The organism is Moraxella cuniculi DSM 21768 (genome assembly GCF_900156515.1).
GTDB lineage: Bacteria > Pseudomonadota > Gammaproteobacteria > Pseudomonadales > Moraxellaceae > Moraxella > Moraxella cuniculi.
In genome coordinates this window covers 115,620-128,368 of record NZ_FTNU01000005.1, presented here as the reverse complement: position 1 = coordinate 128,368, position 12,749 = coordinate 115,620, and the positions used below count along the sequence as shown (strand labels likewise).

Genomic DNA, 12,749 nt, shown 5'->3' with positions numbered 1-12,749 from the left:
GTCCTGTCAGATACAGAAGCTTAGTCCTTGGTCAAACCACTTAGCTTTATCAACCTAACCTTTAATCTTGTGTCTAAGATTTGGGGGTCGGTTCAAATACAGGGTTTGTCAGATGAGATATGGTTTAATCGTTTTGCAAATAACCAATCAAACGCAAAAACTCAATGTACATCCACACCAGCGTTGATAAAATACCAATGCTATATACCCATTCATAGTGCTTGTCAGTGCCAAATGCCACGCCTTTTTCAACATTGTCAAAATCGAGCAATAGGCTAAATGAGGCGATTAAAGTAACAAAAACACTAAAGCCAATTGCCACCATGCCACCATCAAACAATAATGGCAGGCTTGAGCCAAATAGGCGAAAACCAAGCTGCACAAGGTACAAAATGCCGATGGCAATAACCGCTGAGGTGATAATGGAGCGGAATTTTTCGGTAACTTTTATCACGCCTGTTACATACAAAGTTAGCATGACGGCAGCGGTAATAAAGGTTGCTGATAATGCCGATAGTGGCACGGTTGGATAAATGCGGTACATGATTAAGCTAATCGAGCCAAGCAATACGCCTTCGGTGAGTGCATAAGGCACAGCAAGTGCTTTGGCAAATTGTGGCTTAAAGGCACTGATAAGTCCAAGACCTATGCCTGCAAAGACCGAGACAATCGCCATCGTGTGCAGCATTGATGAAGAAATGCCAACCGATAGGGCGTACAAAAATACGCCAAACCCCGAAAGGGCAGCCAAACTTAACAAAAAAGCACTTTTGGCGACAACGCCTCGCACACTCATGGCAACTACGCCTGTGGCGAGTTCGGTGCGACTGATAATTGGATTTGCCATAATATTTCCTTAATTTTGGTAAATATGCCACTGCCAGCAATGGCATGGTTTACGCATAATCACTGTGATGGTTAAGATTATCGTGAATTTATTGAAATTTGTCAAGGCTACTTGTGTGTTTGGCTATTGCAAAGGTGTAAAATGTGTATTGGCAATAAAAAGCACAGTCAGCCTCTGTTCTTTTTTGTTGGCTTAACAAGGGGCAAAAGTGTATTGCAGGTTGTGTTGGGCGGTGTTTTTGGGTATGATAGGCACACATTTATAAGAAGTGGTATCATGTCAAATTTTACGAATAATCACCCAAAAAGACCACCATTTCATCGCATCGGTGTCATGGGGCGTGCAGGCAAGTCAAGTATCGTTGAGACGCTCAATGAGCTGATTGTGCTACTAAAGTCGCGTCATTTATCAGTCATTATTGATACTGAGACGGCGGCGATTGAGGGCATGATGATTGATTTTGATCGCATTGATGGCGTGCAGTTAAAGATAGTGCCACGACAAAAAATGGGCGAGCATTGTGATTTGGTCATCGTGGTTGGCGGTGATGGCTCAATGCTACAAGCTGCCTCTGTGCTGGCTGGAACCGATGTGCCTGTCTTGGGCATCAATCGAGGACGGCTGGGATTTTTGGCTGATGTCAATCCTGATGAGCTTACCGAAAAAGTCGGGCAGGTGCTAGATGGACGATATTGGCTGGTTGAGCGATTTTTATTAAAATTTCAGATTGTACAAAATCATGAAGATGGCACGCCAAGCACTCAGGTGATTCATGAAGATGTGGCATTAAACGATATTGTATTGCACGCAGGTAAGTCGGTGCATACGATTGATTTTAAGCTGACAATTAACCAGCATGATGTGTATCGTCAGCACGCTGATGGGCTGATTGTAGCGACACCAACAGGCTCTACTGCTTATGCCTTGTCAGCAGGAGGACCGATCATTCACCCAACGCTAGATGCGATTTGTCTTGTGCCAATGCACCCGCACACACTTTCAAGTCGTCCATTGGTGGTGCCGGGAAGTAGCCAAATTGCCATCAATATTCACAAGGATAACCGCACACAGCCGATGGTAGGGGCTGATGGTAAGGCATCGGCACCACTGGATAATGCCCAGACGCTGCTGATTGCCAAGCATGACAAGACGCTGCTGCTATTGCACCCAGAGAGTTATAGTTTTTATGAAGCCTGTCGCACCAAATTAAAATGGAATGTGTACAGCGAGGAATTTTCATTGGATAAATAGGTTAATTATGAATAAACAAGATATTTTAAACAGCTTAACACCAGAAATTGTTGAAAAATTCCGCACCGCCATCGAAATTGGTCGCTGGGAAAATGGTGAGCGATTGACAGATGCTCAGCGAGCCACTTGTATGCAGGCGGTGATGGTTTGGGAGCATGAGTATTTGCCAGTTTCTGAACGCACAGGCTATATCCATCGTCCAGTAAAAGATGATGGCACAGTGGCAGGTGAGGCGTGCGATGTTGAGCATGATCATCACTATCCGCACCAAGAGCAAGTGGTTGTGTTTAAAAATTAAGCAGTGCGGTTTTTGGTTAATTATCCAAAATAAAATGGCTGGGTTATAACCAGCCAGCTTTTCTGAATTTGGCATACAAAAACAAACACACTGCCAGCACTGCACCGACAACAACAAAATAAGCGTATTTGATCTGCAATTCAGGCATAAATTCAAAATTCATGCCATAAATACCAGCAACCGCAGTGGGTACGGCGGCGATACCTGCCCAAGCGGCAAGTTTACGCACCACATCGTTTTGCCCCATGGTTACCATCGCCATATAAGTATCCATGGCGACCGACAGCATTTCGTTAAGCCCATTGACGGCATCAATCGAGCGTAGCAGATGATCGTTCACATCGCGAAAATACGGCTTGGCTGCAGCAGGAAAAGCCGAAATCAGCTCATTTTTTTTGTGATTAATAAAAAAGTTACATACATCTTGCACAGGCAGAATGACCGCACGCATATGCACCAATTGCGACTTAAGCTCATAGAGGCTTTTTAGGGTGGACTTACTAAATTCATGCGAGAAAATATTGCGTTCTTGTTCACGCAGATAGTTGCCCAAACGGTCGGTGATTGGTAGATAGTTATCAACAATAAAGTCCAAGATGGCGTGCAGGACAAAAATCGGGCCCAGTCGCAGTTTCTCAGGGCGGCGATGACAATGCTCACGCACAGGGCTGTAGGAGTTGGAGGCACCACGACGCACACTGATGATGAAATTTTTGCCCATAAAAATCGCAGTTGTGCCATAGCGGATTTGGTTGTCTTCCAGTTTGGCGGTACGCACCACCACAAAGATGGTATCATTGCCATAGCTTTCGACCTTTGGGCGTTGATGATCGGCAAAAGCATCTTCGAGTGCCAATTCGTGCAAATCAAACGCATCTTGCACCTCTTGCACTGTCTCAAGGCTGGGATCATAAAGCCCAAGCCAAATAAACTGGTTGTTATTGGTCAGGGCACGGCTGACATCTTCGATGGCAAGTGACTCAATCGGCTCGCCTGTTTTGCGTGAATAGGCATAGCAGACAATGGTCTCATTATCACCTGATTGCTCGATATCTTCAAGGCGGTCGGCATCAGGATCATAGACAGTCATCGTTTCGATGGTGTCTTGGTCGGTGGCATCAGCATCGCCGTAGATATAGCTGTCTTGGGTATCGTGCAGACTCTCGATGGATTCATCGTCCTTGTCGCTGCCATCTTTGGTGATATCAAGCGTGTCAAGCAGTTCGGCTTGGGTAGGTTCTGATTCTTCAAAAGCCAAAGCCTTATTGCTTGCGTGGTGATTTTCATCGATACGCTGTGTCATCAAAACCCTCCGATTGTGTGCCAATTAGCTTAGGCGTGCCAACATGAGCATAAATTTATTATTATAGCAACAATCTGGCAAAATTTCATCTGTTTTCTTGGTATGTGCTTTGGCCAACCTTTGTTTTTGTGGTGCTTTGGCATGGTTGTGGGGTGAATTTTCTTAAAATCATAAATTTTTTGCAAATTTACCTTGCAAGGTTGGCAGGGTGTGATAAACTAAATAGGAAAATTCTCACGATGATATCACAGGCTTTGTTTCATACAGCCCAATCTATCGATCTATCGATGATTGCATTTGGGCAAGTGGCTTAGGTTTGTATTGTGAGCTTTTATTATTAAAATTTGGTTAAGTTTGACTGTAGCATATCATCTGATTATCTGTTGTTTATTTATTAACAAACCTTAATAATACACTGCACTATTATGGTTATGATAGATGGGCTGGATTTGGGTGGCTAAGTTTTGGTGTATTTGCCAGTTGATTGAGCGGGCTTGACTGTTTATTTATAATTTTTTGATAGATTTTTAAGTTTATTTTTGTTTTAAGGAAACGCTATGGGTAAAAATGTCGTGGTGCTGGGCAGTCAGTGGGGTGATGAAGGCAAGGGCAAAATTGTTGATTTGCTGACCGAAAAAGCCACCGCTGTGGCACGCTTTCAGGGCGGACATAATGCAGGTCATACGCTGGTTGTTGGCGGCGAAAAAACCGTACTGCACCTGATTCCATCAGGCATTTTGCGTGAAGGGGTAACTTGCTTTATTGGCAATGGCGTGGTGCTTGCCCCTGATGCCTTGCTAAAAGAGATGAATGGACTGATTGATAAGGGTGTGCCTGTGCGTGAACGCTTGCGTATCTCGGCTGCTTGCCCATTGATTATGCCTTATCATGTGGCATTGGATCAGGCACGCGAGATTAAGCGTGGCAATGATAAAATTGGCACGACTGGTCGCGGTATCGGACCTGCTTATGAGGACAAAGTCGCACGCCGTGCCTTAAAAGTGGCAGATTTATTCCGCAGTGATTTGCCAGAAAAACTAAAAAATATTTTGGAATACCATAATTTTGCATTGACGCAGTATTATCAGGTAGATGCCATTGATTATGAGCAAACATTGGCACTGTGCCAAGCGTGGGCAGCTGAGTTAAAAGACTTGGTGGTTGATGTAACCCAAGAGTTGCAAACACGCCGTGAACAAGGTGAGAATTTGATGTTTGAAGGTGCTCAAGGCACGCTATTGGACATTGATCATGGCACCTATCCGTTTGTAACCAGTTCAAATACCACCGCAGGCGGCGTATCTACTGGCACAGGGCTTGGGCCTTTGTATCTGGACTATGTGCTGGGCATTACCAAGGCTTACACAACGCGAGTTGGCTCTGGGCCATTTCCGACTGAGCTGTTTGATGATGTGGGTGCACATCTTGCCAAAGTGGGGCATGAATTCGGAGCAACGACAGGTCGTGCCCGCCGCTGTGGTTGGTTTGATGCAGTCAGCTTACGCCGTGCAGTGGTGCTAAACTCCATGAGCGGTATTTGCTTGACCAAACTTGATGTACTTGATGGACTTTCAGAAATTCATATCTGCACCGATTATCAAGTGCCTGCAGGCGAGTGTGCTGGTGCGTATGATGCTGAATATTATGAAAAAGTAACACCAGTTTATGAAACCATGGCAGGCTGGAGCGAATCAACCATCGGTATCACCAAGTTTGAGCAGTTGCCAGTCAATGCACAGGCTTATATCAAACGCATTGAGCAATTGGTGGGTTGTCCTGTTGATATCATCTCTACAGGCCCTGATCGTGATGAGACCATCGTACTTCGAGACCCTTATGATGCCTAAGTCTTGAGTGTGCAAGTGGCATAAATCTGACAGTTGGTTGGATTTATGCCTGATTTTGGTGGATATGCCTTTGGTATATTGTCCAAATCGCCCGATGAATTGATAACAACTGGAGAAGTTGATGAATCATAATGAGCAAACCACCTTTAATATGCGTGTGGACAGAAATCTGGTAGAGCAGTTTAAGCAAGCGGCACGAGACAATAATCGCACTGCCAGCCAGCTGCTTCGTGATTGTATGATTGAGTATGTCAAGAAAAACCGCCAAGCGGATATGTTTAAAAGATAAACAACTTGGCTTTTTGATAGCCAGTCTTACACAGGGTAACCTTTGACACGGTTAGGCATTGACGCTGACCGTGTTTTTATTGTCTGCTTCATGGGCGGCATTCTCTTGCAAATCCACCACCAATGCTGCCAGCACAACGGTGGCAAAGCTACCTTTGGGCAGGATAAAGTTCAGCTGCAATTCATCACCCTGTATCAACCAAGTCAAATCACGCACCATCATTCTTAGCGGTCGATAGCTCAGTTTTGATTGTATTTTTATTAATCCTTGTTGATAAATTTCCAGTTCACTTTGTCCAAGTACGGCGGCATATTTTTGCTGTGCATCAGCGGTATGGCGTGGCGTTCCAACACCATACAGCGGAGCAGTGGGGTGAATGTCTGCCGATTGTATGCGGCTGATGATATCGCCGCTTGGCGTGTCATCTTGCTCAAAGATTGAGCCTGTGCCGTCAAGGTTAAGCACATCGCCTTTGATGGCTTGATTCCATGTGCCATCTTGTACACGGCTGGCAAGCATGGCATTAAACAAAATACTGCGAGCGGTGGAAATCATCAATCCATCTCGTTCGGCAAATTTTTTGTTGGGGCGATAGGCGTGTGGGCTTGATAGCAACTTATCAAAAAACTGCTGGGTTTTTGGCAAATTATTGCCTTGATGACCAAAACGCTGCAAACCAAAGTAATTCGGCACGCCACAAGTGGCGATTTTGCCCAAGGCTTCATCAATGGCGGTTTTGTCGCCTTGTAGTTGCCTTAGGCGAATGCTGAACTGATTGTGCTTGTGCGTACCACGATTGAGTTTGCGATGATGCCAATTGTCATCGATGATTTGCACGCTTTCGCCATCATGAAGCTTGGTGCTGGCAAATTGCTCAAAGCCAACCTCTGGCAGTTGCTTGTGAGGCAGACGAATGCTGAACCATTGATAGGTGATGGCGTGGCGGTCTTTTAGCCCAGAATACCCGATATCACGAATCGGCACGCCCGCCCATTGTGAAAGTAGGCGAGCGATATAGGCAGTGTTTAGATTGGTTTTGCTCAGATAAATCCAATAATGCTCGCCATTTTGACTGTGGTCAATCTCAAGCAATTCTCGGACGATGAAATCGGCTGCATCAACTTTTAGCTGTGCTGAGCTGATGGGGCGGCTGTAGGGTATGGGTAGCTGCATCATTGTAGATTTACCAAAATGACAATTTGCTTAGTATAGCATTATTGATGATTTTGCCCAACCTTTGTTTGTTATCGAGCAAGTCATGCTACATTGCCATGCGACAAGGCGTATAGATTATCACCATGATGGCTGGCTTGATAATTTGCCAAAAAGGCTTATTTGATACACAAAAGCTGTTATAATAAGTGGATTTTATTTTATTTGGATTTGATATGAGCGTTGCAAGTAATAATAACACCGTCCACAAACCGCACAATCCTGACAATTTTATCCGCACGCCACAGGGTGAGTTTGTATATCGTGATGTACAAGCTGGCAATAAGGCACGCCTAAGCAAGCTACTTGCTGAACGAATCTTGTTCCTTGATGGGGCAATGGGGACGGAGATTCAAAATTATAAATTGACTGAAAGCGACTACCGTGGCGAGCGTTTTGCCAATATTACGAACGATGTCAAGGGAAATAACGATTTATTGGTGCTAACTCAGCCTGATATCATTACCGCCATTCACAAAAGCTATCTGGAAGCTGGGGCGGATATCATTGAGACCAACAGCTTTAATGGTACGCAAATCTCAATGGCGGATTATCACATGGAGCCTCTGACCTATGAGATTAACCGCGAAGCAGCACGATTGGCACGCCTAGCCTGTGATGAATACAACGCTAAAACTCCCAACAAGCCTCGCTTTGTCGCTGGGGTTATCGGGCCGACTTCTCGCACTTGCTCCATCTCTCCTGATGTCAATGACCCTGCCTTTCGTAATGTCAGCTTTGACGAGCTGGTTGATAATTATACCGAAAGTACGCTGGCACTCATCGAAGGCGGTGCTGATATTATTTTGATTGAGACGGTGTTTGATACGCTCAATGCCAAGGCGGCGATTTTTGCGGTAACGGGGGTGTTTGAGCAGATTGGTTTTGAGTTGCCGATTATGATCAGTGGCACCATTACCGATGCTTCGGGGCGGACGCTGTCTGGTCAGACGGCAGAGGCTTTTTATAATTCGGTGCGACACGCCAAGCCGATTTCGATAGGCTTTAACTGTGCATTGGGTGCAGATGCACTCAAGCCGCATATCAAGGCACTGTCTGATGTCTGCGAGACTTTTGTATCGGCTCACCCCAATGCTGGTTTGCCTAATGAATTTGGTGAATATGACGAAACAGCCATTGAGACAGCGACAATGGTGCAAGATTTTGCACGCTCAGGGATTGTCAATATCATCGGTGGCTGCTGCGGTACAACGCCTGAACATATCCGCACGATGGTTGAGATGATTGCTGATTTTGCCCCTCGTGATTTGCCAGCATATCAGCCAGCTTGTCGCTTGTCAGGGCTTGAGGCGTTTAATATCACTCGTGATAGCTTGTTTGTTAATGTTGGTGAGCGTACCAATGTAACAGGTTCAAAAAAATTCTTACGCCTTATTAAAAACGAAGAATACGCCGAAGCACTCGATGTCGCCAGAGACCAAGTAGAGGGTGGGGCACAGGTTGTTGATATTAACATGGATGAGGCGATGCTTGACAGCAAGCAGGCGATGATTCATTTTGTTAATCTGATTGCCTCGGAGCCTGATATTAGCCGTGTGCCTTTGATGATTGACTCATCAAAATGGGAAGTGATTGAGTCAGGGTTAAAATGCACGCAAGGCAAACCGATTGTCAATTCAATTTCACTCAAAGAAGGCTATGATGAGTTTGTTGAAAAAGCTCGCCTATGTATGCGATTTGGGGCGGCGGTGATTGTCATGGCGTTTGATGAGGTGGGGCAGGCAGACACCGAAGCACGCAAGATAGAAATTTGTAAACGCAGCTATGATATTTTGGTTGATGAGGTGGGTTTTCCAAGCGAGGATATTATCTTTGACCCAAATATCTTTGCGGTGGCAACAGGGATTGAGGAGCATAATAACTACGGTGTGGATTTTATCAATGCAACGGGCTGGATTACCAAAAATTTACCCAATGCCATGGTATCAGGGGGCGTGTCCAATGTATCGTTTAGTTTCCGTGGCAACCCAATTCGCGAGGCAATCCATGCGGTGTTTTTGTACCATGCCATCAATAACGGCATGACAATGGGCATTGTCAATCCTGCCATGCTTGAGCTGTATGATGAGATTGACCCTGCTGCTCGTGATGCCATCGAAGATGTTATCTTAAACCGCAATAATGAAAATAATGAAGCCACCGAAAAACTTCTGGAAGTTGCCGAAAATTATCACTCAGGCAGCCAAGCCAAATCAGGCGGTGCCGACCTGTCGTGGCGTGAAGAATCGGTGGAAAAACGCATTGAATACGCCTTGGTGAAGGGCATTACCACTTATATTGACGAAGATACCGAAGAGGCTCGCCAAAAATACCCTCGTCCGCTCGATGTCATCGAAGGGCCGCTGATGGACGGCATGAATGTGGTGGGGGATTTGTTCGGAGCGGGCAAGATGTTTTTGCCACAGGTGGTAAAATCTGCTCGTGTGATGAAACAGGCAGTGGCTTGGCTCAATCCATATATTGAAGCAGAAAAAGTCGCAGGCGAATCCAAGGGCAAAATGTTACTGGCAACAGTAAAAGGCGATGTGCATGACATTGGCAAAAATATCGTTGGCGTAGTTTTGGGCTGTAATGGCTATGAAATCATTGATTTGGGCGTGATGGTGCCGTGCGAGACGATTTTGGAAACTGCCAAGCGTGAAAATGTTGACATCATCGGTCTGTCAGGGCTGATTACCCCAAGTCTTGATGAGATGGTCTATGTCGCCAAACAAATGCAAGAGCAGGGCTTTCATTTGCCCTTGATGATTGGCGGTGCGACAACTTCCAAGGCACACACGGCGGTAAAGATTGAGCCAAATTACCAAAACGACATTGTTGTCTATACCTCAGATGCCAGCCGTGCGGTGGGCGTGGCAACAACTTTATTATCCAAGGATAAAAAGGCGGAATTCGTCAGCCAAATCCGTGCCGAATATGCCGAAGTGCGAGAGCGACTTGCCAATCGCAAGCCCAAAGGGGCAAAACTTAGCTATCAGCAGTCAATTGAGGAGGCTTTTGCCTTTGATTGGCAGAGTTATACGCCGCCAGTGCCAGCCAAGATGGGGCAGATTGTCTTTGAGGATTATCCGCTTAGCGAGCTGCTGCCGTATATTGACTGGACGCCGTTTTTTATTTCATGGGGTCTGGTGGGCAAGTATCCGAAGATTTTTGATGACGAAGTGGTGGGCGAAGAGGCAAAAGAGCTATTTGCCAATGCCCAAGCGACCATTGAACGATTTATTAAAGAAAAACTGGTGGTTGCCAAAGCAGTTATCCGCCTTGAAAAAGCCCGCCGCATCGCCCCTGATACAGTTGCGGTATATGATGAGCAGGGCAATGAGGCGTATCATTTTGAGCATTTGCGGCAGCAGTCTGATAAGGTAACAGGCAAGCCCAACTACAGTCTTGCTGACTTTATTTCACCAGAGGGTAATGATTATTTGGGCGGTTTTACGGTATCTATCTTTGGTGCCGAAGAGCTGGCAAATGAGTACAAGGCAAAAGGCGATGATTATAACGCCATCATGGTGCAGGCGGTGTGTGATCGCTTTGCGGAGAGTTTTGCCGAAAAACTCCACGAGCTGGTTCGCAAAGAATACTGGGGCTATCAAGCACAAGAAAGCCTAAGCAACGAAGATTTGATTCGTGAAAAATACATCGGCATCCGTCCAGCTCCGGGCTATCCTGCTTGTCCTGAGCATACCGAAAAGGGCAAGCTGTTTGACTGGCTTGATACGACCAATGCCATCGGCACCTATCTTACCGAAAGCTATGCCATGTGGCCGCCTTCATCGGTATCGGGTTTTTATTATAGCCACCCTGACAGCACTTATTTTAATGTTGGCAAAATCAGCCGCGATCAGCTGGAGGATTACGCACGGCGTAAGGGTTGGGATATAAAAACTGCCGAAAAATGGCTCAATCCGAATTTATAAATCATGTAGCCTTGGTGTATTTTATCACAAAACCACCCTCGCTTTGACAGCAGGGTGGCTCTTGCCAGATAATCAGTCAGTTAAAACAGCTGCTTTATCCATTTCTATCAATTTGCCTTGATCCATTTTCAATATCCGATCGGCGTATTTAAAATAGCGATCATCATGGCTGATGACAAAGAGAGTAAAGCCTAGCTGTTTTAGGCGTGTGATGATTTTTTCATAAAAAACACGGCGATAGTGCGGATCTTGGTCTGCTGCCCATTCATCAAGCAACAACACAGGTTTGTTATCGGTGACTGCCAATAACAGTGCTGCACGCTTTTTTTGACCTGCTGACAGCTCGGTGTTTGTGATGATGCTGCCATCAATTTGTAGCTTGTGCTGCATTTGCAGTAAATCAAGCCATTCGTCAATGATTGTTTTATCATCACAAAAAATTTCATCAAACAGATAAAAATCGCCAAAAATGGCGGTGAATAGCTGCTGATAGGCTGGCAAATTATCTGTTGTGATGACCTGATCATCCACTCGGATTTGTCCTGTGGTGGGACGATACAGTCCAGTAAGCACTTTGGCAAGGGTGGATTTGCCAGAACCGTTTTCGCCCACCAAAAATACCACTTCGCCACGCTGCAAATAAAAACTGGCGTTTTGGATACTAAAATCCCCATCAGCATAGCGATAGCTGACACCATCAAAGCGGATTTTCTGCCAGTTGTGGTGGATTGTTTGTTTTGCATGGGTGCTAAAGGGCAGATCGCTTAGTTTTAGTCGATGAATGCTTGTCAGTGCCACATTGGCAGCTTGGTACACAGGATAAGCACCAACTGCACTTAGTAGCGGAGCCTGTAAAAACAAAATCGTCAGTGCGAAAGTGGTGGCGGTTTGTATATCGGTGATCTGATATACATTGGCAATGACAAGTACAACACCAATACCTGCAAACATCATGATATTTGACCAGTTAATTGCCGATAGATGATGTGTGTCTGCTTGAATGATAGTTTGGCGAAATTGTTGTGCATGCAGATCAAATTGCTCAAAAACAGCATTGGCTCGTTTGTCATTAAGCTTAAGCTGATGGCTGGCGGTCAGCATGGTTTGATAATCTTGGTATAATAAATCGTCAGTACGCCGAAGTTTGCCCAAAAAATGATACACACGATCAACCAGTTTAAGGCTAACAAAAACCACCAAAAAAATCCATACAGTGATAATAATAAACAGCTGCCATGATAAAGACGCCAAATATAAGCTGGCAGATAAAACAAAAACCACGCCATATACCAGCTCTGGCAGGCGGACAAATGCCATGTTTAATGAGCGAATGTCATTTGATAAACTTGCTAAAATCCGACTATTGCCTGTCTGCTCCAGCTGCTCAGCACAAGTGCCTAAAATTTGAGCTACCAAATCACGCCGCATCTGATACACAAATTGATGCCCTAGGTAAGTTAGAGTGTATTGTGATAAAAAAGTCATACCAAGCAAAACCATAATGAGTAATAAAAACATAGGTAGACTATGCCAGGTCAATGCTGTATTGCCAAGTAGGCGTGTATTAATAAAAGCAATCACCCCCATGCTGACAGCTGCTGCCAATAGGTTTAGCAGTACGGATAAGGCAAGCAGTTTTCGGTTGTGTGTTAAAATAATGCTTGTCAAAGAAGTGGTTTTTATCATTGGTATCAAGTTAAATTTGATGGAAATAAAGAAAAAGAACTGGGAGATTGCCCAGTTCCTTTTGTGGTAGGCGTATTG

9 protein-coding genes are annotated in these 12,749 nt (G+C 45.1%); 5 read left to right on the top strand and 4 right to left on the bottom strand.

All coding sequences use genetic code 11. The features are described from left to right. Positions 1–124 precede the first annotated feature (124 nt). A complete protein-coding gene (locus BW928_RS04720; RefSeq protein ID WP_076555083.1) occupies positions 125–847 on the bottom strand; it encodes a Bax inhibitor-1/YccA family protein in 723 nt (240 codons plus the stop codon). A 276-nt stretch (positions 848–1,123) separates the two neighbouring features. Between BW928_RS04720 and BW928_RS04715 the strand changes: the two genes are divergently transcribed. Both BW928_RS04715 and BW928_RS04710 read left to right on the top strand, forming a co-directional pair. Continuing rightward, positions 1,124–2,098, top strand: a complete 975-nt coding sequence (locus BW928_RS04715) for an NAD(+) kinase (protein WP_076555095.1) — start codon at positions 1,124–1,126, stop codon at positions 2,096–2,098. Positions 2,099–2,105: 7 nt separating this feature from the next. After that, entirely contained in the window at positions 2,106–2,396 is a 291-nt protein-coding gene (locus BW928_RS04710; protein WP_076555082.1) for a YeaC family protein, read from the top strand. Between the two features lie 43 nt (positions 2,397–2,439). On the opposite strand, the gene BW928_RS04705 is transcribed toward BW928_RS04710, so the two are convergent. Then, positions 2,440–3,699 (bottom strand): magnesium and cobalt transport protein CorA, encoded by a 1,260-nt coding sequence (locus BW928_RS04705; protein ID WP_375537528.1) that lies wholly within the window; start codon positions 3,697–3,699, stop codon positions 2,440–2,442. 557 nt (positions 3,700–4,256) lie between these two features. On the opposite strand from BW928_RS04705, the gene BW928_RS04695 reads away from it, so the two are divergent. Together BW928_RS04695 and BW928_RS11830 are read left to right on the top strand one after the other, a co-directional pair. Then, complete coding sequence (locus BW928_RS04695; protein ID WP_076555080.1) at positions 4,257–5,546, top strand: adenylosuccinate synthase; 1,290 nt, start codon at positions 4,257–4,259, stop codon at positions 5,544–5,546. A gap of 121 nt (positions 5,547–5,667) precedes the next feature. Further along, the gene (locus BW928_RS11830; protein ID WP_169835307.1) at positions 5,668–5,835 is read left to right on the top strand and encodes a hypothetical protein; all 168 of its coding nucleotides are present in this window, start codon (positions 5,668–5,670) and stop codon (positions 5,833–5,835) included. 51 nt (positions 5,836–5,886) lie between these two features. Here the strand turns inward: BW928_RS11830 and truD are convergent, their stop codons facing one another. Then, on the bottom strand, positions 5,887–7,011 hold the full coding sequence (gene truD, locus BW928_RS04690) for a tRNA pseudouridine(13) synthase TruD (RefSeq protein WP_076555079.1): 1,125 nt from the start codon (positions 7,009–7,011) through the stop codon (positions 5,887–5,889). Positions 7,012–7,223: 212 nt separating this feature from the next. Between truD and metH the strand changes: the two genes are divergently transcribed. After that, complete coding sequence (metH, locus tag BW928_RS04685) at positions 7,224–10,985, top strand: methionine synthase (protein ID WP_076555078.1); 3,762 nt, start codon at positions 7,224–7,226, stop codon at positions 10,983–10,985. A 72-nt stretch (positions 10,986–11,057) separates the two neighbouring features. Here the strand turns inward: metH and BW928_RS04680 are convergent, their stop codons facing one another. Then, positions 11,058–12,671, bottom strand: coding sequence for a multidrug ABC transporter permease/ATP-binding protein (locus tag BW928_RS04680; RefSeq protein ID WP_078310006.1), 1,614 nt, complete (start codon positions 12,669–12,671; stop codon positions 11,058–11,060). Positions 12,672–12,749 lie beyond the last annotated feature (78 nt).